At 60.8% G+C, this 25,713-nt stretch carries 28 protein-coding genes; 11 read left to right on the forward strand and 17 right to left on the reverse strand.

All coding sequences use genetic code 11. The features are described 5' to 3' along the window. The first annotated feature begins 130 nt into the window (after window positions 1-130). The gene (locus VY732_RS11105) at window positions 131-433 is read left to right on the forward strand and encodes a hypothetical protein (protein WP_034152534.1); all 303 of its coding nucleotides are present in this window, start codon (window positions 131-133) and stop codon (window positions 431-433) included. Window positions 434-566: 133 nt separating this feature from the next. On the opposite strand, the gene VY732_RS11110 is transcribed toward VY732_RS11105, so the two are convergent. The 8 genes from VY732_RS11110 to VY732_RS11145 form a co-directional block, all read right to left on the reverse strand. Then, window positions 567-1,436, reverse strand: coding sequence for an isocitrate lyase/PEP mutase family protein (locus VY732_RS11110; RefSeq protein ID WP_007919546.1), 870 nt, complete (start codon window positions 1,434-1,436; stop codon window positions 567-569). A 168-nt stretch (window positions 1,437-1,604) separates the two neighbouring features. Beyond that, window positions 1,605-2,639 (reverse strand): arginine N-succinyltransferase, encoded by a 1,035-nt coding sequence (astA, locus tag VY732_RS11115; protein WP_116031297.1) that lies wholly within the window; start codon window positions 2,637-2,639, stop codon window positions 1,605-1,607. Between the two features lie 61 nt (window positions 2,640-2,700). After that, window positions 2,701-3,717 carry an arginine N-succinyltransferase gene (locus VY732_RS11120; RefSeq protein WP_116031295.1) on the reverse strand — a complete coding sequence of 339 codons (1,017 nt, stop codon included), beginning with the start codon at window positions 3,715-3,717 and terminating at the stop codon, window positions 2,701-2,703. A gap of 118 nt (window positions 3,718-3,835) precedes the next feature. Then, window positions 3,836-5,185, reverse strand: a complete 1,350-nt coding sequence (locus VY732_RS11125) for an APC family permease (RefSeq protein ID WP_331695408.1) — start codon at window positions 5,183-5,185, stop codon at window positions 3,836-3,838. A gap of 81 nt (window positions 5,186-5,266) precedes the next feature. After that, window positions 5,267-6,019 (reverse strand): N-formylglutamate amidohydrolase, encoded by a 753-nt coding sequence (locus VY732_RS11130; protein WP_331695409.1) that lies wholly within the window; start codon window positions 6,017-6,019, stop codon window positions 5,267-5,269. Further along, window positions 6,003-7,334 (reverse strand): glutamine synthetase, encoded by a 1,332-nt coding sequence (locus VY732_RS11135; RefSeq protein ID WP_331695410.1) that lies wholly within the window; start codon window positions 7,332-7,334, stop codon window positions 6,003-6,005. Before VY732_RS11135 ends, VY732_RS11130 begins: the two co-directional genes overlap by 17 nt. After that, entirely contained in the window at window positions 7,331-7,975 is a 645-nt protein-coding gene (locus tag VY732_RS11140; RefSeq protein ID WP_116031288.1) for an isochorismatase family cysteine hydrolase, read from the reverse strand. Before VY732_RS11140 ends, VY732_RS11135 begins: the two co-directional genes overlap by 4 nt. A 2-nt stretch (window positions 7,976-7,977) precedes the next feature. Continuing rightward, window positions 7,978-8,832 (reverse strand): MurR/RpiR family transcriptional regulator, encoded by an 855-nt coding sequence (locus VY732_RS11145; protein WP_007919561.1) that lies wholly within the window; start codon window positions 8,830-8,832, stop codon window positions 7,978-7,980. A 329-nt stretch (window positions 8,833-9,161) separates the two neighbouring features. Between VY732_RS11145 and VY732_RS11150 the strand changes: the two genes are divergently transcribed. Together VY732_RS11150 and cobF are read left to right on the forward strand one after the other, a co-directional pair. Continuing rightward, window positions 9,162-9,716: a histidine phosphatase family protein gene (locus tag VY732_RS11150; RefSeq protein ID WP_331695411.1), complete on the forward strand. Its 555-nt coding sequence runs from the start codon at window positions 9,162-9,164 to the stop codon at window positions 9,714-9,716. Beyond that, the gene (gene cobF, locus VY732_RS11155) at window positions 9,716-10,471 is read left to right on the forward strand and encodes a precorrin-6A synthase (deacetylating) (protein WP_331695412.1); all 756 of its coding nucleotides are present in this window, start codon (window positions 9,716-9,718) and stop codon (window positions 10,469-10,471) included. Before VY732_RS11150 ends, cobF begins: the two co-directional genes overlap by 1 nt. A 223-nt stretch (window positions 10,472-10,694) precedes the next feature. Here the strand turns inward: cobF and VY732_RS11160 are convergent, their stop codons facing one another. The 3 genes from VY732_RS11160 to VY732_RS11170 are packed head-to-tail and all read right to left on the reverse strand — an operon-like array spanning window position 10,695 to window position 13,276. Beyond that, window positions 10,695-11,876, reverse strand: coding sequence for an acetyl-CoA C-acetyltransferase (locus VY732_RS11160; protein WP_331695413.1), 1,182 nt, complete (start codon window positions 11,874-11,876; stop codon window positions 10,695-10,697). An 11-nt stretch (window positions 11,877-11,887) separates the two neighbouring features. After that, window positions 11,888-12,553, reverse strand: a complete 666-nt coding sequence (locus VY732_RS11165) for a CoA transferase subunit B (RefSeq protein WP_007919566.1) — start codon at window positions 12,551-12,553, stop codon at window positions 11,888-11,890. A 24-nt stretch (window positions 12,554-12,577) separates the two neighbouring features. Further along, on the reverse strand, window positions 12,578-13,276 hold the full coding sequence (locus tag VY732_RS11170; protein WP_016983257.1) for a CoA transferase subunit A: 699 nt from the start codon (window positions 13,274-13,276) through the stop codon (window positions 12,578-12,580). A 293-nt stretch (window positions 13,277-13,569) separates the two neighbouring features. Here VY732_RS11170 and VY732_RS11175 point away from each other — a divergent pair, with 293 nt between their 5' ends. Continuing rightward, window positions 13,570-14,457 carry a LysR family transcriptional regulator gene (locus tag VY732_RS11175; protein ID WP_116031283.1) on the forward strand — a complete coding sequence of 296 codons (888 nt, stop codon included), beginning with the start codon at window positions 13,570-13,572 and terminating at the stop codon, window positions 14,455-14,457. A gap of 321 nt (window positions 14,458-14,778) precedes the next feature. Here the strand turns inward: VY732_RS11175 and VY732_RS11180 are convergent, their stop codons facing one another. Both VY732_RS11180 and VY732_RS11185 read right to left on the reverse strand, forming a co-directional pair. Continuing rightward, window positions 14,779-15,621: an NAD-dependent protein deacetylase gene (locus VY732_RS11180; RefSeq protein ID WP_331695414.1), complete on the reverse strand. Its 843-nt coding sequence runs from the start codon at window positions 15,619-15,621 to the stop codon at window positions 14,779-14,781. A gap of 54 nt (window positions 15,622-15,675) precedes the next feature. After that, a complete protein-coding gene (locus VY732_RS11185; protein WP_331695856.1) occupies window positions 15,676-16,722 on the reverse strand; it encodes a class I SAM-dependent methyltransferase in 1,047 nt (348 codons plus the stop codon). Window positions 16,723-17,129: 407 nt separating this feature from the next. Here VY732_RS11185 and VY732_RS11190 point away from each other — a divergent pair, with 407 nt between their 5' ends. Together VY732_RS11190 and VY732_RS11195 are read left to right on the forward strand one after the other, a co-directional pair. Then, the gene (locus VY732_RS11190; RefSeq protein WP_331695415.1) at window positions 17,130-17,969 is read left to right on the forward strand and encodes an HvfB family MNIO-type RiPP peptide maturase; all 840 of its coding nucleotides are present in this window, start codon (window positions 17,130-17,132) and stop codon (window positions 17,967-17,969) included. After that, entirely contained in the window at window positions 17,962-18,711 is a 750-nt protein-coding gene (locus VY732_RS11195; RefSeq protein WP_331695416.1) for an HvfC family RiPP maturation protein, read from the forward strand. The genes VY732_RS11190 and VY732_RS11195 overlap by 8 nt, the downstream gene beginning before the upstream one ends. Before the next feature lie 119 nt (window positions 18,712-18,830). On the opposite strand, the gene VY732_RS11200 is transcribed toward VY732_RS11195, so the two are convergent. Both VY732_RS11200 and VY732_RS11205 read right to left on the reverse strand, forming a co-directional pair. Further along, a complete protein-coding gene (locus VY732_RS11200) occupies window positions 18,831-20,138 on the reverse strand; it encodes a HAMP domain-containing sensor histidine kinase (protein WP_331695417.1) in 1,308 nt (435 codons plus the stop codon). After that, window positions 20,135-20,875 (reverse strand): response regulator, encoded by a 741-nt coding sequence (locus VY732_RS11205; protein WP_007919579.1) that lies wholly within the window; start codon window positions 20,873-20,875, stop codon window positions 20,135-20,137. Before VY732_RS11205 ends, VY732_RS11200 begins: the two co-directional genes overlap by 4 nt. Window positions 20,876-21,171: 296 nt before the next feature. Here VY732_RS11205 and VY732_RS11210 point away from each other — a divergent pair, with 296 nt between their 5' ends. Genes VY732_RS11210 through VY732_RS11220 form a run of 3 tightly spaced genes read left to right on the forward strand, consistent with a single transcriptional unit; the run spans window position 21,172 to window position 22,968 of the window. Further along, window positions 21,172-21,435: a DUF2790 domain-containing protein gene (locus tag VY732_RS11210; protein WP_331695418.1), complete on the forward strand. Its 264-nt coding sequence runs from the start codon at window positions 21,172-21,174 to the stop codon at window positions 21,433-21,435. A 29-nt stretch (window positions 21,436-21,464) separates the two neighbouring features. Next, the gene (locus VY732_RS11215; RefSeq protein WP_331695419.1) at window positions 21,465-21,719 is read left to right on the forward strand and encodes a hypothetical protein; all 255 of its coding nucleotides are present in this window, start codon (window positions 21,465-21,467) and stop codon (window positions 21,717-21,719) included. A 37-nt stretch (window positions 21,720-21,756) separates the two neighbouring features. Beyond that, complete coding sequence (locus tag VY732_RS11220; protein WP_331695420.1) at window positions 21,757-22,968, forward strand: cytochrome c biogenesis protein DipZ; 1,212 nt, start codon at window positions 21,757-21,759, stop codon at window positions 22,966-22,968. 17 nt (window positions 22,969-22,985) lie between these two features. Here VY732_RS11220 and VY732_RS11225 read toward each other — a convergent pair whose 3' ends face one another. Then, window positions 22,986-23,447, reverse strand: coding sequence for a GNAT family N-acetyltransferase (locus VY732_RS11225; RefSeq protein WP_331695421.1), 462 nt, complete (start codon window positions 23,445-23,447; stop codon window positions 22,986-22,988). 225 nt (window positions 23,448-23,672) lie between these two features. On the opposite strand from VY732_RS11225, the gene VY732_RS11230 reads away from it, so the two are divergent. Together VY732_RS11230 and VY732_RS11235 are read left to right on the forward strand one after the other, a co-directional pair. Further along, the gene (locus VY732_RS11230) at window positions 23,673-23,945 is read left to right on the forward strand and encodes a DUF4242 domain-containing protein (protein WP_331695422.1); all 273 of its coding nucleotides are present in this window, start codon (window positions 23,673-23,675) and stop codon (window positions 23,943-23,945) included. Window positions 23,946-23,978: 33 nt separating this feature from the next. After that, a complete protein-coding gene (locus tag VY732_RS11235) occupies window positions 23,979-24,791 on the forward strand; it encodes a class I SAM-dependent methyltransferase (RefSeq protein ID WP_116031269.1) in 813 nt (270 codons plus the stop codon). 124 nt (window positions 24,792-24,915) lie between these two features. Here the strand turns inward: VY732_RS11235 and pcsA are convergent, their stop codons facing one another. Next, window positions 24,916-25,638 (reverse strand): phosphatidylcholine synthase, encoded by a 723-nt coding sequence (pcsA, locus tag VY732_RS11240; RefSeq protein WP_007919592.1) that lies wholly within the window; start codon window positions 25,636-25,638, stop codon window positions 24,916-24,918. Window positions 25,639-25,713: the final 75 nt, after the last annotated feature.

Here is a 25,713-nt window from a genome sequence, read left to right on the forward strand (position 1 = left end):
ATACCGAAAATTCCGACAGAAGCTCTCGTTGCAGCCGTTGAGCGCTGCTCTTATAGTCTCGGCTCGCAGAAAACTCTGCGACGATCTTGGCCGGTCGAATACAGAACCTGACCTTTCTGGAGTGAACTCTATGACCGACCAAGTAATGCCCCGCTTCCTCCCCATCGACACCTACGACGCCGAATCCCCGGTGCTCTTCCTCAACACTCATTCTGAACTCAGCGACATGGCCGCCTGTGCGATGCACCGGTTTGTGGTTGTGCGCGATCTGGCCGACACCTTCGCCAGCCTCAACCTCAAGGGGATTTCAGATTGTGATCTGACGCGGGTGACCAGTGCGGTGCATCTGTTGATGCGCGAGGGCTGTGCGATTCTGAATGTGATTCAGGCGCGGGCGGTGCAGCGGGAGGAGGCTTACAAGACGCCGGTTTAGCGGTATAGCGGCTGTTGCTATCGCGAGCAGGCTCACTCCTACATTGGATCTTCAGTGCACACAGCATTTGTGTTCAACACTGATCAATTGTAGGAGTGAGCCTGCTCGCGATGGCGTCAGCCCGGCCAACCCATCACTCCTTGACGCTCATGTATTCCTTGGCCCAGAGAATGTATTCCTCCGGCTGTGTATAGGTGTGCGTCAACTCGGTCGCGCTCAGATCGGACGCCTGGGTAAAGATCTGCCGCTGTTCACGCAAGCTGTCATACGTCGCTTTGATCGCGGCAAAGTAAGCGCCATGGCCATCAATGGTCACACGCACACCGAGTTCGGCCAGACGTTTGTCATCGCGCAACGCCGGGTTGCCGTAGGTCACCAGCATCAGCGGCACGGTCAGGTGCTCGGCGATTTGTTCAAGCTGATCGAAATCCTGAATCCCGACCATGCAGATACCGTCAGCCCCGGCCGCCTGATACTGGCGAGTGCGGCTGATGATTTCCTGATTCGGCAGGATGCCGGCGTTGGTACGGGCGATGATCGCCATTTCCGTATCAACCCGGGCTTCCAGTGCCGCGCGGATCTTGCCGACGCCTTCGGCAACGGTGATCAGGTCGGTGGATTTGCGGCCGAATTGTGCCGGCAGCAAGGTGTCTTCGATGGTCAGGGCGGCGACGCCGGCGCGTTCCAGTTCAACGATGGTGCGCATCACGTTGAGGGCGTTGCCGTAGCCGTGGTCGGCGTCAGCGATCACTGGCAATTGGGCGACGCGGCCGATGCGGGTGGCCTGTTCGGCGAACTCGCTGAGGGTGATCAGGGCAAAGTCCGGGGCACCGAGCACCTGCAATGAGGCCACGGAACCGCCGAGGATCCCCACTTCAAAACCCAGGTCAGCGGCAATGCGCGCGGACATCGGATCGAACACCGACGCCGTGTGATAGCAGGTGTCGGAAGCCAGCAGTTGACGGAAGTTACGGCGCAAATCTTGATGGGAAAGCCTGGTCATACGAGTTCCACCAATACAAAGGAATGGAAAGGCTTGAACAAAGGTGTCAACGCCGAAGAATGAAAAGGCTATCACGCGAATGGGTCAATGATCATGACGAATTTGCAAGGGACAGGTTGTCGCGGACCCTTTTGCTGAAAGGATTTACCTTTTTTGCGGTGATGACCGTCAGGCCGCCACCGCCTGTTGCTGTTGATTGGGCAGCATCGCCGCGCGCACCGAATTGCCCGGTTGCAGTTGCAGGCGCTTGGCGGTGAGGCGGTCGATCACCAGGCTGCTGCCGACCCGGCGGGCGCGGGCGACGGTGATGCGGCAGTTTTCCAGTCGGCGGTTGTGAATCAGCCACAGCGGCGCCTGTTCATCCGGGCTGCCGAGGCTCAGGGTCAGCTCAAGGCTTTCGCGTACGGTGCGGATATTGCGCACGGGCGCTTCGATCACCGGGCCGCCGTCGAAGATGTCGATGTAGCCTTTGTGGGTAAACCCTTCGGCCTGGAGAATTTTCAGCGCCGGTTCGGTATTGGGGTGTGCCTGGCCGATCGCCGCTTGGGCTTGTTCGGTGAGCATGCAGGTATACAGCGGCTGGCGCGGCATCAGTTCGGCGATGAACGATTTGTTACCCAGCCCGGACAAGTGATCGGCATGGCTGAAGTCCATTTGAAAGAAATGCCGGCCCAGACTGTCCCAGAACGGCGAACAACCGTGTTCATCGGCACTGCCGCGCAGTTCGGCAATCATCTTCTCGCCGAACAGGTGCGGGAACTCGGCAACGAACAGCAAGCGCCCCAGTGACAACAGGCGGCCATTGCTGCCGTGGCGCTGATCATGGCCGAGAAACAGCGAGCACAGCTCGGATTGGCCGGTCAGTTCGTTGTTGAGGAACAGTGTCGGTATCTGCCGTTGAATGCCCAGGTCCGGCGCCGAACTCACGGTCAACCCGACCCGATAGTTGTACCAGGGCTCGCGCAGGCCGACCGCCCCGGCCAGGGCGCTGACGCCGACCACGCGCATGTCGTCGTCTTCGAGCACAAACAGATAGTCCGCGTCGGCCCGTTCGACCTGTTCGGCGAACGCCCGTTGTGCCCAACGGACCCGGTGGGACAGGCGATCTTCGTTGGCCGGCAGGGTGGTGAACCCCGGGCCGGCCTGTTGCACCAGCGCCAGCAAGGCAGGCAGGTCGCTGACTTTGACCGGACGGACAATCATGCTGTAACTCCTTCTGCGCGCCTGTTCGGGCACTGTCGTTGGCTGCGCAACCGCGCGGGTTTCACAGGGCAATCAGCCGAATCGGGCTGCCATCGGTCACGTTCAGCGCCGCACACATTGCAGGGGTGAGGGACAGCGGTTGATCGGGTTGGAAATCGAGTTCGGCCATGATCGCCCGGAAGCCGAGCAGTGCGTTGTTGCTCAACAGATAACGGCCACGGGCATCGATCTGTGGCCGTTGCTGCACCGTTGCAGTCTGGCTGCGGGCAATCGAACGGATATTCGAGGTACGCGCATACAGGGTCGGGCCCGCGTCGAACAGGTCGATATAGCTATTGGTTTCGAAGCCTTCACGCTCAAGGATGTCGAACGCTTCCTGACCGTCCGGGTGGATCCGACCGATGCAGTCCTGCGCCGCTTGCGGCAGCATCGGCACGTAGATCGGGTATTGCGGCATCAGTTCAGCCAGGAACGAGCGGCTCTGCAGGCCGCACAGGCGTTCGGCCTCCGCGTAGGGCAGGTCGAAGAAGTGTTTGCCCAGCGCATCCCAGAACGGCGAATGGCCTTCCTCGTCGCTGTAGCCGACGATTTCGGTGATCACCGCCTCAGCAAAGCGCGGCGCATGGGCGGCGATGAACAACAGGCGCGCCCGTGACAGCAATTCGGAGAACGGCGTGCGCACCAGCGCGGCGTCGATATGAAAACCGCGCAGCAGCGTGTGGTCGTTGAGGTCGTGACACAGCGACAGCGCCGGCACGCCGTGTTCGATGTTCAGCTCGCGTGACGCGCTGGTGAAATGGCGGTTGCGCAGGCTGTAGAACGGCTCGTCGAAGCCCGCCGTCGCGAGAATCTCCGAGCAGCCGCGCAGGCTATGATCATCCAGATCTTCCAGCACGAAAAAGTAATTCTCCGGACCGTTAGCCTCTGCCGCGCTGGCGAACGAAGCGCAGGAACCGGCGATTTTCTCGCGCAGGCGCTCGCTGTCGTCCGGCAGGGAGGTCACGCCCACCAGACTGTCGCGGGCCAATTGTTGGAGCTGGGGCAGGTCAGTCTGTTCGACTGGGCGTAAGACCAGCATGGATGTACTCCTGTATCAAAAGGTTCGGCAAAGTCGCCGAACCTGACTATCACTGTCGGTTTCCACGCGATAAATCGGCGGTCGCCTGATTTGTTGTCAGACGCCGCTCTTTTTCTTGTCAGCCGTTGCTCGGGTCAGGCAGCGCGGTGCTGGCGCCGAGTTTGTTGAGGAAGAACAGGTACACCAGACCCAGGGCAATCCAGATCAGCCCGAGTTTCTGCGCATCGACGCCCATGTTGTACATGATGGCCGCGACGATGATGAAGCCGATCACCGGGCAGATCAGGTGGCGCACGATCTGACCGGACTTCTGCCGACGCCAGTAGTAGTTGATCACTGTCAGGTGCAGCAGCATGAAACCGCTGAGCGCGCCGAAGTTGACCAGCGAGGTCAGGGTGTCGACCGAGTTGATGAACAGGTAGCAGATCACCAGCGACAGCACGGCGACCAGATAAATGCTCAGGTACGGCGTGTTGTGTTTCGGATGTACCTTGGCCAGCACTTTCGGCAGCTTGCCGTCGCGGGCCATGCCGAATAGCAGACGCGACACCGCCGCTTGCGAGGTGATGGCCACGGCCACGCCCCAGGCCAGCGCCGTGGCGACAGCGGTCAGGGTCGCCAGCCAACTGCCGGCGGCGATTTCGGCGATTTCATAGAACGCAGTGTCAGCGGATTTGAAGCCCATGCCTGCCGCCAGGTCGGTAGCAATCCAGGTTTGCGCAACGAAGATCACGCCCATCACCACCAGGGTGATCAGCGCGGCTTTGCCGACGCTTTTGCCCGGATCGCCCTTGATTTCTCCAGCGAGGGTGGAGATCGCATCGAAACCGAGGAACGACAGCACCGCAATCGACACCGCTTGCATCAGCAGGGCGAAGTTGAAGGTTTCCGCGTGATACAGCGGCGCCAAGGTCAGCTCGCCGTTACCGCCACCGTTGTGCAAGGCATTCCACGCGTAGAACAGGAAGATGCCGAGTACTACCAGTTGCGCCAGCAGGAAGATGATGTTCATCCGCGCGGTGAAAGTGATGCCGCGCAGGTTGACGAAGGTCGCGCTGACCAGGAACGCCAGAATGAAGCCGACTTTCGGAATGTCCGGGTACAAATGGTTGAGCGCCATCGCCGCGTAAACGTAGAGCAGCGGCGGAATCAGCAGGTAATCGAGCAGCATCAGCCAACCGGCGATGAAGCCGACGTGTTGATTGAGGCCGCGTTGCGCGTAGGAATACACCGAGCCGGCAATCGGAAAAGCCTTGGCCATGCTGCCGTAGCTCAGCGCTGTGAACAGCATCGCCACCATGCCGATGATGTACGCCAGCGGCACCATCCCCGGTGCCTCGGCGTTGACGTAGCCGTAAACCCCGAACGGGGCGATGGGGATCATGAAGATCATCCCGTACACCACCAGGTCGGTCAGCGTCAGGCTACGTTTCAACTCTTGCTTGTAGCCGAATTCTTCAATTTCCATGAAGCGCAACTCCTTGTCAGCCAGTCGGTCGTTTTAGTTGTTATCGATCCATCGTTTACAGCGTCAGCAATCTTTCATTCATTACAGCAATGGCGCGAGGTATCCGGCCCAGCGCGATACGGCTTCGGGGCTGCGCAGCAAGTCATTGCGCACCTCGATCAGCACCGAGTCGAGGCCACGGGCGTCGCCGTGCACCGGCACGGTCATGTCGCCCAGCGGATCGATCTTGTACGGCTGATTGCCGGCCACTTTTAGCGGATGTTCAGCGAGGCCGTCGAGCAGGCGTTGCGCATAGGCCTTGGCCTGACCGAACAGCACGCCGGCTTCCAGCGGTCGCGGCTGGCCGTAATACACCGGGGTGAAACTGTGAATCCCCACCACACGCACCGCTTGGCCCTGAGCAACACGTTCGTCGATCAACGTTTGCAAGCGTGCGTGAAACGGTTTGAACAAGGTCTGGCGGCGGTATTCGCGGGTGGCTTCGTCCAGTTCACGGTTGCCCGGCACCTGATAAATCTCGCTCTGCGCCGGAATGCTGTCCGGGGCGTGGCGGGGCCGGTTCAGATCGATCAGCAGCCGCGAATAATTGGCGCTCAACAGGGTTGCGCCGAGCCTCTCCGATAGTTGCTCGGCCAGTTGCAGTGCGCCAATGTCCCAAGCGATGTGTTCAGCAGCGGCGGCAGCGTCCAGACCCAGATTGTTCAGGGCTTCGGGGATGTAGCGGCTGGCGTGTTCGCACACCAGAATCAACGGGTGCGTCGAATCTTCGCGGCTCAGGTTGTAGGCCGGGCGGGTGTACAACCCCAGTTCGGCGGATTCAGTACAGGCGTGCATAGTGCTCACACAAGTCAGCGGGCGAGAGCTGTTCCGTCAGCGCCAGTTCCTCGGTTTTCAGGGCGTAATAGGTGTCGAGCAACGGCTTGGGCAGCCATGCAGTGAAGGCGCCACTGTTGCGCAGGCAATCCAGCGCCTGGGCCAGCGAGGCGGGCAGGGCAACGATGCCCCGGGCCTGGCGTTGCTCGTCGTTGAGTGAATCGGGAATTTCATCGGTGATCGCGTTCAGTGCCAAGCGTTGTTCGATGCCCAGACGCCCGGCGATCAGCAGCGCAGCCATGGCCAGATGCGGTGAGGCGGTGGCGTCCATGGCGCGGAATTCGAGGTTGAACTGGTTGGCCACAGGCTTGCCGCCAAGGGTTACGGTCGGGCAAATGCGCAGCGCCGCTTCACGGTTCTGTTGACCCAGACAAGCGTAAGACGCGCTCCAGTGATGCGGCTGCAAGCGTTCGTACGACACCGGCGTCGGCGCGGTGAACGCACAGAGTGCCGGCAGGTAATGCAGGATCCCCGCCGCCCAATGCTGGCCGAGGCTCGACAGACCATTGCTGGTGCCGGCGTCGTAAAGCATCGGTTGACCAGCCAGATCGAGCAGGCTGACGTGCAGGTGCACGCCGTTGCACACCGCGTCGGCGGCGGTCTTCGGCGCGAAGCTCAGGTCGAGGCCCATTTGCCGGGCGATTTCGCGGGTGATCTCGCGCACATTGACGGCGCGATCCGCCGCCGCCACGCCGAGCGTCGGGCGGCAGGTGATTTCGTATTGGTGCTTGCCGTATTCGGGGAGAAACATTTCCGGCTCGACACCGCCGGCGCGCAAGGCACTGAGCAGCCAGCCGCCGAACTCGGCACCCTGACGCTGAGCTTCGAGGGAAAACGCCAGATGCTCGGCAAAACCGGCATGCAGGTTGAATTCGTGTTCGAACGCGGCGTTGACCTGCAAGCCCAGTTCATCGCGATAACGTTCGATTTCATCGCGCAACAGCGTGCGCGGGCAGGCGCCCCATGGGCGGCCATCGGTCTCGCGGATATCGCCGTGGATGAAATCCAGCGCCGGCGCGTCGGCGTCCGGGCCGTTGCCGACGGTGACGCGGCTGCCCAGATCGGGAATCAACCGCAGATCGCCATAGGCGCCCCACGGATTGGTTGAAGCAATGATGTCCTGCGGCGTCAACGCGCTGTTCGCCGGTACCCAGCCGCACCCGGCGGCTTGATAGTGCTCAAGCTCATCAGTGGGAAACGAACGGCCACGGGTGATGCCGATCAGGTCGGTGGTAACCAGCGTGGTCATCGGCAGTGGCGTCAGGCGCGCGCTCATGGCCGCATCTCCTGCAGGCGGGCGAGCACGGTGTCGGTGTCGGTGATCCAGCAGTAACCCTTGATCGCATTCAGGCAGGCGTGATGGCGTTCGGCGCTGTAGGTGGCGCAGGCATCTTCGACCAGTGTGACCAGATAGCCGCGATCGGCGGCGTCGCGCACGGCCATATCGACGCATTGGTCGGTGACGATGCCGGCGATGATCAGATGACGGGTTTCCAGGTTGCGCAGCACGTAGTCGATGTTGGTCGAGTTGAACACCCCGGACGAGGTCTTCGGCAGGACGATTTCGTTTTCCACCGGGCTCAGGTCTTCAATGATCCGCGCCTGCACGCTGCCTTTGGGCAGGTGCATGTCCGAGAGTTTGTGGTCGAGCGAACGGTCGCGACCATCAGCCGTAAGGCTTTCGATAATGGTGTGCAGCACGTTCTGCCGCGCTTCGCGAAAAGCGCTGAGCAGGCGACGTTGGTTGGGCACCACCTGCATGTGCGCGCGGGTCAGGAAATACTCGGCTTCAGGACCGTTGAGGTGCGCATCGAACTGCGGCTCGAGCCAGGCACGCTGCATGTCCACCAGCAACAGCGCGGTGTGATCGGTGACAAACGGCAAGTCCCGCGGCGAGCGGTGGGGAAGGCTGAACATCCTTATTTATCCTCCAGCAGGTGGGTGTTGAAGTCATTGCGCAGGGCATCGATGCCTTCCAGGCGATCGGCGAGGTTTTCGGTGCGCAGGGTCAGGCAGGCGATCAGTGCTTCGACCTGCGCCAGCGCCGGCACCATGGTGTCGAACGGCGAGGCCGATTCCACCGGCGCGCTGATGATCAGGTCGGCCAGTTCGCGCAGCGGCGAGGCATAGATGTCGGTGAACAGCACCACGCGTGCGTTATTGTTTTTCGCCGCACTGGCGACCCGCAGGGCCTGAGTCTGATAGCGGCGATAGTCGAACAGCAGCACCACGTCCTGACGTTGCAGATCGAACAGGCGATCAGGCAGTTGCGCGTTGTCTTCCAGGGCGAAGCAACCGGGGCGCAGCAGGCGCAAGTGATTGAGCAGATAAGTGGCCATCAGGCTGCTGAAGCGCCCGCCGAAACAGTACACCTGATGCCGGGCATCGAGCAGCCAGTCGGTGAGAATGCGCACGTCTTCGGGTTGGGTCAGCGATTGGGTTTCGACCAGCAGGCGATGGCTGTCGCCCAGGTAGTGGCTCCAGGCGTCGTCCTTGTGCTGATGGGCGCGCGGTTGCAACAGCGTGCGCGGCGAGCGCAGGCGGTGATCCATGTCGCTGAGCAGTGCTTCCTGGAATTCGGCGTAACCGCCAAAGCCGAGTTTTTTCACCAGCCGCACAATGGTCGGATCGCTGACGCCGGCATGTTCAGCCAGACGCGCCATCGGCCCCAGACCGTTGCGGGGGTACTGATCCAGCAAGGCGCGAACGACTTTGCGCTCCGACGGCGTAAGATCCAGGCCGGGATCGGTGATCAGGTCTCTGAGAGGGGGCATCCGGGCTCCTGCTGGATGAGGGTGTTGAATTCGCTTCATAATCCGTTAAAACAGTATTTATGTAACTGGCGTTACATGTCTAGTGAATTTTTCAGCGTGTTGAAAAGGCGCCAAAATGGCGCGCGGTGCCCGTGTAACAAGGGCTACACGGAATTCGACCGTCCTTGTAGTCCATTGCCTACAACGGTGTCAGATATTGCCGTATTCCTGGCGTCGTCCGTTTTTCCGGTGGCTATCCGGCAGCCCCGCAACCCTCGGTTTACGGCACAATTGCCAACAGAACGGCTTTACGTCGTTGATTTTCATCAAGGCCTACCGGAGCGATGCCTGTGCAGACCACTCGTTTGACATTGATTTGCCATGCGCGAACCGTCGCACAAAAATTGGCGTGTTTTCCTACGAATGAGCCTGTTGAAAATAGTGGGTTGGCGTCGGGTGAATTGGCCCAGCGTTTCGACGCCGCGCGACGCTTGATTTGCGCGCCGGAATTGCGCACACGGCAGACGGCGGCGTGGTTTGGCGCGGATGCGCAGATCGACGAGGCTCTGCGCGATTGTGACTGGGGCCGTTGGCATGGGATGTCGATCAAGAATCTGCAACGCTCGGAAGACGCCGCGCTGCAGGCCTGGCTGGAAGATCTCCACGCAACGCCCCATGGTGGTGAGTCGGTGGCGCAGTTATGCGAGCGTGTGGCGATATGGTTGAGCAGCCTGGAAGCCATGCCGGGACAGGTGGTGGCGGTGACGCATCCGTTTGTCATCCGCGCCGCGCTGATCCACGTGATGCGCGGTTCGGCATTTCATGACATTGATGTCGAACCGCTGTCGATGGTCGAATTACGCTTCACCGGGCGCTGGCGCCTGTGCCTTAAAGGAGCTTTGTGATGAAACAACTGCTGGTGATCGGCATCGGCGCCGGTAACCCCGACTACATCACGATGCAGGCCGTGAAGGCGCTGAACCGGGTCGACGTGTTCTTTTTGATGGATAAAGGCCAGAGCAAGGACAAGCTGATCGACTTGCGCCGGGAGATCTGTGAGCGCTACATCGACGACCTCGACTATCGCTTCGTCGAAGCCCACAGCCCGGAACGCGAGCGCGGTGATGTCGACTATATCGCCAGTGTCGATGAGCTGAACCGTGCCAAGCAGCAGACCTTCGAGCGCCTGATCAATGACCAATTGTCTGATGGGCAGTGCGGCGGTTTCCTGGTGTGGGGCGACCCGGCGCTGTACGACAGCACCGTGCGCATCCTTCAGGCGATTCTGGCCTCGGGCACGTGCGCCTTCGAATTTGAGGTGATTCCTGGGATTACCAGCGTTCAGGCGTTGGCGGCGCAGCACAAGGTGCCGTTGAATACGATCGGCCGCTCCATTGAAATCACCACCGGGCGGCGTTTGGCGGCAGGGCAGGTGAGTGATGCGGACAGTCTGGTGGTGATGCTAGATGCTGAAGATTCGTATCAGCGGGTCGCCGATCAGCAGACTCAGATTTATTGGGGCGCCTACTTGGGCACGCCGGACGAGATTCTGATCAGTGGCAGGCTGGCGGATGTCGCGGATGAGATCGAGCGGGTGCGCAAGGCGGCGCGGGCCGAGCATGGGTGGATCATGGATACCTATTTGCTGCGCAAGCCCTAGATTGTTGGTGCTTTGACTGGCCCTATCGCGAGCAGGCTCACTCCTACAATTGAATGGGTTCACAATTCCAATGTAGGAGTGAGCCTGCTCGCGATAGGGCCGGAACATTCAAAGCCGATTTCGAACAGGCAAAAAAACACCCGGTGCAACGCAAGTCGCACCGGGTTTTTGTTGCCAGCAAGCGGCGGATGTCGTGGATCCGCCGCTCACTGTTGAACTCTGGTTAAGCGCGTTCCAGCGCCAGCGCCACACCCTGACCGCCGCCAATGCACAGGGTCGCCAGACCCTTTTTCGCATCACGCTTGATCATTTCATACAGCAGGGTCACCAATACGCGGCAACCCGAGGCACCGATCGGATGGCCCAGCGCAATGGCGCCGCCGTTGACGTTGACCTTGTCCAGATCCCATTGCAGATCCTTGGCCACGGCCAGCGATTGCGCGGCGAAGGCTTCGTTGGCTTCGATCAGGTCGAGCTGGTCGATGTTCCAGCCAGCCTTGTCGAGGCAGCGGCGGGTGGCGGACACCGGGCCGATGCCCATGATTGCTGGATCAACGCCTGCGTTGGCGTAGGCGGCGATTTTCGCCAGTACGGGCAGGCCGAGGGCTTTGGCTTTTTCGGCACTCATCAGGATTACCGCAGCGGCGCCGTCGTTCAGCGACGAGGCGTTGCCGGCGGTGACGCTGCCGTCCTTTTTGAACGCCGGGCGCAGTTTCGCCAGGGATTCTGCGGTGGTATCGCCGCGTGGTTGTTCGTCGACCTTGAACGCAACCGGATCGCCTTTGCGCTGCGGGATCAGGATCGGCGTGATCTCATCGACAAAGCGACCGGCCTCAATCGCTGCAGCGGCTTTCTGCTGCGAGGCGGCAGCGAAGGCGTCCTGCTGCTCACGGCTGATCTGGTATTTGTCGACCAGATTCTCGGCAGTGATACCCATGTGGTAATCGTTGAACGCATCCCACAGGCCGTCGCTGATCATGGTGTCGACGATTTGCGCGTGGCCCATGCGCAGACCGGTGCGTGCGCCTGGCATCACGTAGTTGGACAGGCTCATGTTTTCCTGGCCGCCAGCGATGATCACGTCAGCGTCGCCGCAACGGATCGCCTGCGCACCGAGGTGCAGGGCTTTGAGGCCCGAACCGCAGACCTTGTTCAGGGTCAGCGCCGGTACCGCGTGGGGCAGACCGGCCTTGATCGCCGACTGACGCGCCGGGTTCTGGCCAGCGCCGGCGGTCAACACCTGGCCCATGATCACTTCATCGACCTGCGCACCGTCCAGACCGGTTTGTTCGAGCAACTGGCGGATCACCGCCGCGCCCAGATCAACGGCGGACACGCTGGCCAGGGAACCCTGGAAACTGCCGATCGCGGTACGCGTGGCGGCAACAATTACGACGTCTTGCATTTTCGAATTCCTCACTGGGCAGCGAACTGCATTTCCGGTACGTGATCCGGGACGATCAGTTTACCAGCGGTTTTGGCGACGATTTCCTCGACGCTGACGCCAGGTGCGCGTTCCTTGAGGACAAAAGCGCCATTTTCGATTTCCAGGTAGGCGAGGTCGGTCAGCACCCGCTTGATGCAACCGGCGCCAGTCAGCGGCAGGCTGCATTTGGCGAGCAGCTTGGACTCACCGTCCTTGGATGCGTGGGTCATGATCACGATGATGTTGTCGGCACCGGCCACCAGATCCATCGCGCCGCCCATGCCCTTGACCAGTTTGCCGGGGATCATCCACGAGGCGATGTTGCCTTCGACGTCCACTTCGAAGGCGCCGAGTACGGTCAGGTCGACATGGCCACCACGGATCATCGCGAAGGATTCGGCGGAGTTGAAAATCGACGCGCCGATGCGCGCGGTCACGGTCTGTTTGCCGGCGTTGATCATGTCGGCATCGATGGTTTCTTCGGTCGGAAACGGACCCATGCCGAGCAGGCCGTTTTCCGATTGCAGCATGACTTCCATGCCTTCAGGAATGTAGTTGGCGACCAGGGTCGGAATGCCGATGCCGAGGTTTACGTAGAAGCCGTCCTGCATTTCGCGGGCGACGCGCTGAGCCATTTGTTCGCGGGTAAGTGCCATGTTGTTATTCTCCGTCAGCCTGAATTATTTGCGGATGGTGCGCTGTTCGATGCGTTTTTCGAACGTGCCGCAAATGACCCGATCGACGTAGATGCCCGGGGTGTGGATCTGCGAGGGGTCGAGTTCGCCGGGTTCGACGATTTCTTCGACTTCAACCACGGTGATCTTGCCGGCGGTGGCGGCCAGCGGGTTGAAATTCTGCGCGGTGTGACGGTAGATGACGTTGCCGAAGTGGTCGGCTTTCCAGCCTTTGACGATGGCGAAGTCGCCGGTGATGGATTCTTCCATCAGATACTTGCGCCCCTTGAATTCACGCACTTCCTTGCCTTCGGCAACCGGAGTGCCGACGCCGGTGGCGGTGAAGAAGGCCGGAATGCCGGCGCCGCCTGCGCGCATCTTCTCAGCGAGGGTGCCTTGCGGGGTCAGGATGACTTCGATGTCGCCCTTGAGCAGTTGCTCTTCGAACAGCTTGTTTTCGCCGACATAGGAGGCGATGACTTTGCTGATCTGACGGTCGGTGAGCAGTACGCCAAGGCCGAAACCGTCGACGCCGCAGTTGTTGGAGACGACGGTGAGGTCGCGGGTGCCTTTGCGCTTGATCTCGGCGATCAGGTTTTCCGGAATGCCGCACAGACCGAAGCCGCCGGCGATGACGGTCATGCCGTCCTCAAGCCCGGCCAGGGCTTCCTCGTAGGAACTCACGCGCTTGTCGAAACCTGCCATATGCACCTCTTTTATTATTTGCGGGCGGCTGGCTAGCCGAATAGTTGGAGTGTCGCGCTGGAGGATATATTTGTTAAGTTGATTTTTAAGGTCGATTGATTGATAAAGCTCAATAGTCGCGTTACCGCGTGCTGCTTTGATCGTTCCCCACGCCCCTCTTGGGAATGCCTCTAGGGACGCTCCGTGTCCAGTGACGCGGAGCGTCACGGGCTGCATTCCCACGCATGAGCGTGGGAACGATCATCATGGCTTGCCGCTTAACGCTTGTAGCTTACAACTGGAGCGAAGCGAGCATGACCATCAAACAGATCCGCGCCTTCCTCGCCGTGGCCCAGAGCCTCAGCTTCGCCGTCGCCTGCGAGCGCCTGCACCTGTCGCAATCGGCGTTGAGCCTGACCATCAAAGCGCTGGAAGAAGGGCTGGGTGGTCGCCTGTTCAGCCGCAATACACGCAACGTCGCGCTGACTGCCGAAGGTGAATCCTTGCTGCCACTGGCGCGACGGCTGATTGCCGACTGGGATAACGCCGAAGACGAAATGCGTCAGCGCTTCAGTTTGCAACGCGGGCGGGTGACGCTGGCGGCGATGCCGTCGTTTGCCGGCAACCTGCTGCCGCCGATTCTCAAGACCTTTCGTGCGCGCTATCCGAACGTCAACGTCACGGTTAATGACGTGATCAACGAGCAAGTGCTGGAAATGGTCCGAGATCGCCAGGTTGAGCTGGGCGTGGCGTTCGAGCCGATGCAAAACACGGCGATGACGTTTACGCCGTTGTACACGGATCGCTTCGTCGCGGTGGTGTCGAAGGATTCGCCGTTGGCCCGCCTTAGCGAGATCGACTGGCAGACGTTGTTGCAGGAGCCGTTTATTACCTTGCAGCGGCCCTCGACGGTGCGGGTGATGCTCGAAGAGCACTTGCAGGCGCGCGGCATGAAGTTGCCGGTCGAGTTTGAAAGCCATCAATTGGCGACGGTCGGGCGCATGGTCGCCAGCGGGCTGGGCGTCAGTGCCGTGCCGGCGTTGTGCGCCGGGCAGATGCAGGAGCTGGGCGCGCATTGCCTGACGCTGGACGACTCGGTGGAGCGGGCGATTGGTGTGTTGACTGAACCGGGCAATGAACTGTCGGCGGCGGCGCAGGCGTTGTTCGACATTCTCAAGGCTGAAGATCTGGGGCGACTGTGAGATCTCCCCCCTCACCCCAACCCTCTCCCCCAGGGGGGCGAGGGGGCAGGGAGCTGATCGGGGGCATTTCAGAAAATGGGTTCGACTTGAAATTTTCAGGTCGGTGTATCGCTTGACAACAACTCGGTCAGTCCCCTCTCCCTTGGGAGAGGCCTAGTGTTACGGGGAAGGGGGCTGATCATGGGTTATGCAGATTGTGAGCTCGACTCAGCATTTTCAGGTCGCAGTATTCAGCCCAGACAACTCGGTCAGTTCCCTCTCCCTTGGGAGAGGGCTAGGGTGAGGGGCCTGGGTCCGGAGTCGAGCGCAGAGTGCAGCAACTCACCGATCCAGCTCCCTGACCAACAGGGGTAGAAGCTGTTCACACGACGCTTCAATCTTCAAATCCAGCAAATCATCCGCGCGGGTCTTGCCCAGATTGATCGCTATCAGCGGCTTACCGCGATCGGCAATCACCCGGCACAGGCGAAACGCCGAATACGCCATCAACGAAGACCCCACCACCAACATCCCCGCCGCATTTTCTGCCGCCGCCATCGCCCGAGCCGCCGTGGGCTGCGCGACGTTTTCACCGAAAAACACCACGTCCGGTTTCATCCGCTCACCAAAGCAATGCGGACAGTGCGGTACCTGAAAGCGCGCCTCGAACGCCGGGTCGAGCAGGGTGTCGCCATCCGGTGCCTGCACGGCATCGACCCCGGCCAGATACGGATTTTGTCGTTCCATCAATTGCTGAATCGAATCACGCTCACTGCGCTGACCACAGTCCAGACACACAACGCGATGCAAGCTGCCGTGCAACTCGATCACATCGTGACTGCCAGCCTGATCGTGCAGGGTGTCGACATTCTGAGTGATCAGATCGCGGATCAGCCCACTGCGCTGCAAATCGGCCAATGCCTCGTGAGCCGCATTCGGTTGCGCCTGACGCACCCTTGGCCAACCGAGCATGGCCCGCGCCCAATAGCGGCGGCGTGATTCAGGGGCAGCGAGGAATTCCTGGTACATCATCGGTTGCCGCCCACGGCGTACACCGTCGCTGTCGCGGTAGTCCGGAATGCCCGACGGCGTGCTGATGCCGGCCCCGGTCAATACGATGAAGTCGCCATCAGCCATCACCTCTTGCAGGGTGTCGAGGTGGTCGCGGGTCGGACTGTCAAGCATGGTCAGCGCTCCGAAATGGGCAGTGCCAGCAGGTTAGCACGCGACCCGCGCGGGTTACTTGCGCGCCTCCAGAATAAGGTTGAACGGCGTTTGCGTGGCCCGGCGGAAGTGCTTGAACCCAGCCTCGACAAACACTTTGCGCAGACGCATTTCCCCCGCCTGCGCACCCAGGCCGAGGCCGACTTCCTGCGACAGCGAGTTCGGTGTGCAGATAAACGTCGAGGCGGCGTAGAACAGCCGTCCGACCGGGTTGATGTTGTCGTCCAGCGTGTCGTTGGCGAATGGCTCGACCAGCAATACCGTGCCGTCGTCTTTCAGCGAGTCATAGGCGTGACGGGCGGCGCCGACCGGGTCGCCCATGTCGTGCAGGCAGTCGAAATAGCAGATCAGGTCGTAGTCATTGCCCGGGTAGCTCTTCGCCGAACCCTGGAAAAACTTCGCCCGGCTGCTGACGCCGCCTTCCTCGGCGCGCTGGGTGGCGACGGTGATCGACGGCGCGTGATAGTCATAGCCAACGAAGCGCGAGTTGGGAAACGCCTGGGCCATGATCACCGTTGAGGCGCCATGGCCGCAGCCGATGTCGGCGACTTTGGCGCCTTCTTCCAGTTTGGCCACCACGCCGTCCAGCGCCGGCAGCCATTCGGCGATCAGGTGACCTTTGTAGCCGGGCCGGAAGAACCGCTCGGTGCCGCTGAACATGCACGGGTGGTGATCACCCCAAGGCAGGGCGCCGTTGCCGCGCATGGCTTTGACCAGTTTGTCCTTGTCATGGAAAAACGACGCCACCACGCCGAGACCACCGGCAACGTAAACCGGCGAGTCTTCGACGGCCAGCGCCAGTGCCTGCTCTTCTGGCAAACGGAACTGGCCGTCGTGGTGCTCCATGTAGCCGGAAGCCGCATGGGCGCTGAGCCATTCGCGCACCAGACGCGGGTTGCAGGTGGTTTTGGCGGCGAGGGCATCGGCACTGATCGGCTGACTGTCGGCCATTGCCCGGTACAAGCCGAGTTCTTCGCCGACGATGACATTGGCCAGCATCGCCGCACCGCCCATGTCGTTGACCAGTTTGCCCATGAATTGGTTGAGCTTCGCCTCGTCCATCATGTGTGCTCCTGAAACAGGATCACGGTCCGGCGGCGTCGAAGGTCGAGGCGTGCGCCACCGGGCGGTGGTCACGGAGTTGGGCAGGGCACGGCTGACGTCCTGCGTCCCCCTCGACTGGGTAATAAAGGAGTCTAGCCCCGGTCCCGGTCTGCCGCTGTATTTGTGAACACTGAAAACCTCGGTGGGAGCGAGCCTGCTCGCGAAGAGGCCAGCCCAGTCGCCATCGTTGTCGACTGTTCGGCAGCCTTCGCGAGCAGGCTCGCTCCCACAGGTTTTTCGGTGTGTATCACTGTGTATCGCGGTTGTTGAGAGATACATCGGGCTGCAAATGTTTAGTCAGTTGCACACACCAGCGATACAGCCAGCGCTTCAACTGGAGAAAACCCACCGCTGAGGTACTCCCTATGCAAACGCCTGTCTCATCACTGCAACCCAGCGTCGGCCTCGGCCTGCGCCGTGGCCTGCTGAAAGACCTGCAAGCTGCCCGTACCGGCGATTTTGACTTTCTCGAGGTCGCTCCGGAAAACTGGATCGGCGTCGGCGGCGCCCATGGTGCGGCGTTGCGTGAACTGGCCGAACGCTTCCCGTTGTCCTGTCACGGTTTGTCGCTATCACTTGGCGGGTCGGCACCGCTGGATGTCGGCTTCTTGCAGGAAGTGCGGGTGTTTCTCGACCATTACCACGTGCCGCTCTACAGCGAACACCTGAGTTATTGCAGCGATGACGGGCATCTTTATGACCTGTTGCCATTGCCGTTCACCGAAGAGGCAGTGCACCACGTCGCCGCGCGAATCCGTCAGTCCCAGGACATTCTCGGCCGGCGTCTGGCCGTGGAAAATGTCTCCTACTACGCCGCACCGCGCCAGGACATGGACGAGGTGAGCTTCACCAATGCCGTGCTGCGTGAGGCCGATTGCGACCTGCTGCTGGACGTCAACAATGTCTACGTCAACGCGATCAACCACGGATTTGATCCGCAAGCATTTTTAGCCGGTATCGAGCCGGGGCGGGTGGTCGGCATGCATGTGGCCGGGCATTTCGATGAGTCCGATACGTTGAAAATCGACACCCATGGCGCCTCGGTAAAACCGCAGGTCTGGGCATTGCTGGCTGAGGCCTACGCGCGGTTCGGCGCGCAGCCAACGTTATTGGAGCGGGATTTCAATTTCCCGGCATTTTCCGAACTGGTCGACGAGTTGCAGACCATTCGCCACTTGCAAGCGGGAGGTCGCCATCGTGGCTAACCTGCTACAGCAACAACAGGCGCTGACCCGATATTTGCGCGATCCCGAACATCAATTGCCGCCGGCCGACATGAACGCGGCGCGGGTTAATGTCTATCGCGATCTGGTGTTCAACAATGTGTCGCAACTGTTAAGCGGCACGTTTCCGGTGCTGATCCGGATTATCGGGGAGCAACGCTGGCGCTTGCTGGTGCGAGGTTTCTTGCGCGACTGGCGGGCGCAGACCCCAAAGTTTGGCGAGATTGCCGAAACGTTTCTCGACTATCTGGCCACGCAACCGCAGGTGTTGCGCGAAGGTGAGTGGCCGGCGTTTTTGCTGGAGCTGGCGCATTACGAATGGGTCGAGATGGTCTTGCAGCAATCCGATGCTAAAGCGCTGCTGCCGACAGATCCGGCGTTGTTGCTGGAGCGGCCGCTGCAAATCTCGCCGCTGGCCTGGCCGTTGGCGTACGAGTGGCCGGTGCATGAGCTCGATCCGAACTGTCAGCCCGCCACGCCACCGGACCAACCGACATTTTTGCTGGTGCGGCGTGCGGCAGACTGGAGTGTAAAGTTTTCCGAACTGAGCCCGCTGGCCTGGCGCTTGCTGCAGCGCATTGACGAGTTTGCACCGTTGACGGGGCGCGAGCAGTTGCAAGCTCTGGCGCAGGAGGCCGGGCAGTCCGCCAGCAATTCGTTCATGGATAACGGCCTGGTGTTGTTGCAGCAGATGCATGAGGACCAGGTGATCGGCATAGCTTGAATGTATAGCAACCCATTGTAGGAGTGAGCCTGCTCGCGATTGCGTCCTTCAATTCAATGCGGGTTGACTGGAAGGACGCGATCGCGAGCAGGCTCACTCCTACAGGGGTTATGTAGCGTTCAAAGATTGAGGGGGAGTTTCAGTTCCGCGCACAATCCGCCACCCTCGCGGTTGCTCAAGATCAGCGAACCACCCAGCGCCATGGCCAGTTGCTGGGCGATGGCCAGTCCCAGTCCGGTGCCGCCGGTATCGCGATTGCGCGAGTTTTCTACGCGGTAGAACGGTTGCAGCACTTGCGCCAGTTCAGCGTCGGCGATACCCGGGCCACGGTCCATGACGGTGATCGCCAGGCTGCCCTTGTTGGCTTCGACCCAGACTTCGGCGGCGCCGGCGAACTTCAGCGCGTTGTCGGTGAGGTTCACCAGCACTCGGCGCAACGCATGAGGACGGGTGTCGATGACCGCCGCACTCTTGCCGACCAGGTGCACCTGCTTGCCCATGTCCTGATAGTCGAACACCAGGCTTTCGAGGAAGGAATCCATGTTGGTGCGGCGGCTTTCTTCGGTCGAACCATGGATGCTGCGCGCATAGGCCACGCCTTCGCGCACCAGATGTTCCATCTCGCTGAGGTCATTCCACAGTTTGTCTTTCTCGGCGCAATCGTCCATGAGCTCGGCGCGCAGTTTCATCCGCGTGATCGGCGTTTGCAGGTCGTGGGAAATCGCTGCCAGCAGTTGCATGCGCTCTTTGAGGTAAGCGGCGATACGCGCCTGCATCGCGTTGAATGCACGGGCGGCGTAGACCACTTCGTTTGGGCCGCTTTCGTCGAGGTTGATCGGGTGGGCGTTGGGGTCGAGGGTTTCCACGGCGTTGGCGAGGCGCGTCAGCGGACGAATCGCAATGCGCACCGCCAGCCAGGTGCAGGCGATCATCAGCGCCAACTGGCCGAGCAAGACCACCGGCAACCAGGGCGACAACGGGACCATGGCGGGGCGCACGTCGATGGTCACCGGGCTGCCGTCGCTCAGGCGCAGATGACCCTGAAAGTGTTTCTTCGGCCCGGGAATATCGGTGAAGGTCAGCGGATAGCGTTCACCGATGGCTTCGGTGATCGAGGTAACGGCCACCGGCACATCCCCGACCTCGATCGGCGTGCCCGGTTCGCCTTCGCTCAACAGGTAGCCATAATTTTTTCGCGCCAGACGCTCGAGCCAGGCAGGGCGCTCTTCGGCAGGCAGTCGATCGAGGATCGCAATCGAGGTCGAGACGTCGGTCTCGAGATTGCCGAGCATGGTGTTCTTGGCGCTTTGGTAACGCTCGTAATACTGCGCGCCGAACGACAGCGCCTGAGCCAGCAGCAGGCCGATCAGAAAGATCAGCGACAGGCGCGAGGCGAGGGTGCGAGGCCAGTGCAGATTGACGCTCATGCCGGGGCACCGAGAATTTCGACTGGCAGCGAGAACACGTAACCTTCGCTGCGCACGGTCTTGATGTAGGCCGGCTCGCGCGCATCATCGAGCAGACGCTGACGCAAACGGCTGACCAGCAAATCGATCGAGCGGTCAAACAGATCCGCATCACGGCCCTGGGTCAGATTGAGCAGTTGATCGCGGCTGAGCACCCGTTGCGGGTGATCGAGGAACACTCGCAATAAGCGGTATTCGGCGCCGCTGAGGGCGACCATGGTGCCGTCCTTGTCCAGCAAGTGACGGGCCGAGGTGTCCAGTTGCCAACGGCCGAAGGCCAGCAAGCGGCCGGCTTCGGTGACCACCAGATTCGGTGGCAGCATCCGCGTGCGGCGCAGCACGGCGTTGATCCGCGCCAGCAGTTCACGGGCAGCGAACGGTTTGGTCAGGTAATCATCGGCGCCCATTTCCAGGCCGATGATGCGGTCGGTTTCATCGTTGCGCGCGGTCAGCATCAACACCGGCGTGGCCTTGTGTTTGCCCACGCGCAGTTCGCGGCACAGCTGCAGGCCATCGTCGCCGGGCATCATGATGTCGAGCACGATCAGGTCGACGGTGTTGGCCTCGAGAAAGCTGCGCATCTGCCGGCCATCGGCGACCACCGTGGTGCGCAGGCCGTTTTTCTTCAGGTAGTTGCCCACCAGTTCACGGATCTCGCGGTCGTCGTCGACGATGAGAATGTGATCGACATGATCCATCGGTGCAAACCTCTATCAAAAGGGACTGCGGTGCAGTGTATCGAGCCTGCGGCGGCTCGCCTGCCTGCCTTTGTATTGCAGTGTATCTGCCGTGTCGGCGGATACACAGGAACGCAAAAACGCCAATTTTCCTGGGGTTTGTATCGCTGTGTATCCCCCGCTGGCAGGGATACACAGCGATTGAAACGCGCCTGTTCCTGACACAGACGCGATACCTCGCGAGCCTCAAATAGGCTCCATCGAGGCCCTCACCGATCGCCTCGGCTCAAACCCACTGAAGCCTTGAGGAACACGCCATGAACAACAAATCCGTAATCGCCGCCTGCCTGTTTGCCGCGCTGAACATCTGCACGCTGTCGGCCCGCGCCGAAGCCGCTGTCACCGCGCAAACCTACACCTACGGCACCCACCTGGATATCCAGAAAGTGCTCTCGCTGAAACAGGACAACTCGGTGAATTGCGGGATTGTCGAGGCGCGCATGACCTATCTCGATTCAGCCGGTCAGACCCGCGTGCTCGATTACAGCAAATTCGCCGACGGCTGCAACAACGACAACTGAGTCATCACTCTTTATAGAAGGAAACAACCATGAACAACGTATCGCGCTTTTTGACCGCCATCGCCTTCTCCCTGGCCGGCGTCGCCGCCCATGCCAACGCCGCGGTTGAACAGCATAGCTGCCATAGCAGCACCTGCTTCCAATTGACGCCGGAGGCCAAGCAGGGCAGCGACGGCCTGATTGCAGCGGATGGCTCGAGCCGCACGCCGCAGGGCCAGATGTTTGCCGAGAACGGCGCCAGCCGTACGCCGCAGAGCCATTGGCTGGAGGGCCAAAGCGTCTGAACGGCTCGTCACATTCATTGATCAAGGGTGACTCACTATGTACCTCATCGCATTCCTCGGCGGTCTGCTGACCGTGCTCAGCCCCTGCATCCTGCCGGTGGTGCCGTTTCTGTTTGCCGGCGCGCAACGCAGCCGCGCTTCGATACTGCTGACCCTCGGCGGCATGGCGCTGACCTTCGCGCTGATTTCCAGCCTGGCGGTGGTCAGCAGCGAGTGGGTGATCCAGGCCAGCAACAGCGGACGTTACGTCGCACTGATCGTGATGAGCGTGTTCGCCCTGTCGCTGATCTCGGCGCGCATCGGCGACTGGCTGACACGACCGTTCGTGATGCTCGGCAACCGTCTCGATCCGGATACCCGGAAAAAGGCCGGGCCGATGGCTTCGATCATGCTCGGCGTCGCTACGGGGTTGCTGTGGGCACCGTGCGCCGGACCGATTCTCGGTGTGATCCTCACTGGGGCCATGCTGCAAGGTGCCAACGCGCAGACCAGCCTGTTACTGCTGGCTTACGGCGCCGGCAGTGCATTGTCGCTGGGCACGTTGATCTTCACCGGGCGCGGCCTGGTCAATTGCCTGAAGCCGTCGATCCCGTTTACTGGCTGGTTGCGCCGAGGTGCTGGCGTGGCGGTGCTCGCCACCGCTGCAGTGATTGCCACGGGCGCAGATAAAACCTTGCTGGCGAAGACTTCCTCTGAAGGCGTCGCCAGCGTGGAAAAAAGCGTGTTGGAAAACGTGCCGAAAGTGGTCGACTACTTCGTCAGCAAAGCCCGTGCGGACTCGCCGATGGAGGAGGGCAAAGGCGCGATGCCGTCGCTGGCCGGTGCAGTGCAATGGCTGAACTCGCCCGAGCTGAGCGCTGAAGCCCTGCGCGGCAAAGTGGTGCTGGTGGACTTCTGGACCTACGACTGCATCAATTGCCAGCACACCCTGCCGTACGTCAAAGACTGGGCGAAGAAATACGAAAAAGACGGGCTCGTGGTGATCGGTGTCCACACCCCGGAATACGGCTATGAGCGGATCATCGACAACGTCAAGGATCAGGTGAAAAAACTCGGCATCACCTATCCGGTGGCCATCGACAACAACTATGCGATCTGGCGCAACTTCGACAACCAGTACTGGCCGGCGCATTACCTGATCGACGCCAAGGGGCAGGTGCGTTACAGCCACTTCGGCGAAGGTCGCTACGAAGCGCAGGAGCAGATGATCCAGCAGTTGCTGCAGGAGGCGAAGGCGCCTGCGGCCTGATCAGCAACAGCAATGGCTCAGAGGTCACGCACCATGAGCCATTGCTCGTTGTCCCAGGCGCGAAAACGTTCCAGCACCTGCCAGCCGCGTTTGGCGTAGTAGTCCTGCTTGTTTTGCGTGTGCAGATACAGGCGCGCAAAGCCGCAGTCTTTCGCCTCCTGACAAATCCCTGTAATCAAGCGCTCCGCCAACCCTTGCCCGCGTGCCTCAGGGCTGACGAACACGCAGGCCAGCCAAGGGCCGAGATCGGGGCGCAGGGCGAGGTCATCACGTGCCAGCGCGGCGCCGCCGAGCAGACGCTCACCGTCCATGGCGATCAGGCAGGACCAGTCACCATTGCCTTGGCCCTCGGCAAATTCACGCTGCCACTCGGCCAGCGGCTGGTCGACGTATTCGTAGGGGAATTGTTGGTGGATCCATTGGGCATAACGGTCGCTGTGGTGCATGTGATGCGCGAGCCAATCGAGTTTCAGTGACATCAGTCGAGTCCTTTCCAGAAGCGAGGGAGCATCAGAAACCAATCCCCCAACCTTGGCAATCCTCAAGGTGTTCCAGACGCTTTACATATTTCCACCGCTCATCGGCAAACCCCCGGCTTTACGGGGTTGCCAGACGATTGGCAGGGACGCCGAGCGGTCTCGGCGCGATAGTGCTTGAGCAGGGTCACTGCCGGCCTTGCCTCATAACAAGAGCGCGAGGTTGCCATGCCTAAATTCGTGATTGAACGCGAGATTCCAGGGGCCGGAAAGCTGTCGGAAGCAGAACTCAAAGCTGTGTCGAAAACGTCCTGTGATGTCCTGCGCGAACTCGGTCCGCAAGTGCAGTGGCTGCAAAGTTACGTCACCGCTGACAAGATCTATTGCGTGTACATTGCACCAGACGAACAGCAGGTGCGCGAACACGCCAGACTCGGTGGGTTTCCGGCCAACAGTGTGGAGCGGGTGATGACGGTCATCGACCCGACGACCGCCGAATGATCACCGGCCCCACTCGCAGCGGAGTTCACGCTTATGAGTACCCCGATTGACCTGACTGCCCTGAAGGAACGCCAGAAAGTCGCCTGGGCCAGTGGCGACTACGCCGTGATTGGCACGACGTTGCAAATCGTCGGCGAAAACCTCGCCGAAACCTGCGACCTGCGTTGTGACGAGGAGGTGCTGGATGTCGCTGCCGGCAACGGTAATGCAACGCTGGCGGCGGCGCGGCGCGGTTGCCTGGTCACCTCGACCGATTACGTCGCGGCTTTGCTGGAACGCGGACAGGACCGTGCCCGGGCGGAGCATCTGGACGTGACGTTTCAGGTGGCCGATGCCGAAGCGCTGCCGTTCGCCGACGAGAGCTATGACGCCGTGCTGTCGACCTTTGGCGTGATGTTCGCGCCGGATCAGGACAAGGCTGCTGTTGAACTGGGCCGGGTTTGTCGCCGTGGCGGGCGGATCGGTCTGGCCAACTGGACGCCGGAAGGTTTCGTTGGCCAGATGTTCAAGACCCTCGGCCGACATCTGCCACCGCCTGCCGGCGCACAACCGCCGTCGAACTGGGGCTCCGATGCGTGGCTGCACAAGCATTTCGATGACCGCGATTTTCTGCTGCGCGTGACGCGACGCGAGTTCAATTTTCGCTATCGCTCGGCCGCGCATTTCATCGATATTTTCCGCCATTGGTATGGGCCGGTGCACAAGGCCTTTGCGGCACTGCCGCCGGAGAGCGGGCAGGCGCTGGAGAGTGATCTGGCGGATTTGCTCAACCGGTTGAATCGGGCGGGGGAGGCGTCGCTGGTGGTGCCGAGTGAGTATCTGGAGGTGGTGATCACTAAACGCTGAATGGAGATCCATGTGGGAGTGAGCCTGCTCGCGATAGCGTTCTTTCAGTCAAAAATATTCAGCTGACAGACCGCGATCGCGAGCAGGCTCACTCCTACATTGGATTTATGTTGGGCTCTGGAGCCTATTTCACCTGCGGCCGATCAAACCACTCCAGCGCCGTGCGCCAGATGCAGATCCCCAGAAAGTACGCCGACATCAGCAACCACAAGCCCATCACCAACGGGTTGATCACCGGGTGGTTGAGCACCAGCGACAGGCTGCACAGCAACCAGATCGCCGTCACCGCAATGTTGATCGGCATGAACCGGCGCACACGGAACGGGTGGAGGAATTTCATCCGCGTCACCGTCAGCAGCGCCAGGCCAATCACCGTCAGGAAGGTAATCCACGGCCCAGGCCCAATGATGTACAGACACAGCGCGACCACATTCCACGCCGCCGGAAACCCGACAAAGTAGTTGTCCTTGCTCTTCATGTTGACGTTGCAGAAACAGAACAGCGACGACACCAGAATCAGCGACACGGTCAGCAGCAGGGTGTAATCGGGCAATGGAATGTAGCGATAGATGAACAGCGCCGGAATGAACACGTACGTCAGGTAATCGATCACCAGATCAAGGATCGAACCGTCGAAGCTCGGCAGCACCGATTGCACATTGACCTTGCGCGCCAGTGCGCCGTCGAGGCCGTCGACAATCAGCGCCACGCCCAGCCACATCAGGCAGTGGGTGGGCTGGTTTTCCAACAGGGCGAGGGTGGCCAGAAAAGCAGTGACCACGCCAGTCGCGGTAAAACCATGGGCGCCCCATGCTTTGAGCCTGGCGATGTGTACGGTCGATATCACGGGGGCGTTCTCCAGAAAGTGAAGCAAGCCGGGTATCACCCTTGGGCAACAAGGGCGCCGGCAAACCGGGTCGGG

This window comes from Pseudomonas sp. ZY71 (assembly GCF_036542145.1).
In the GTDB taxonomy this organism is placed as follows: domain Bacteria; phylum Pseudomonadota; class Gammaproteobacteria; order Pseudomonadales; family Pseudomonadaceae; genus Aquipseudomonas; species Aquipseudomonas koreensis_A.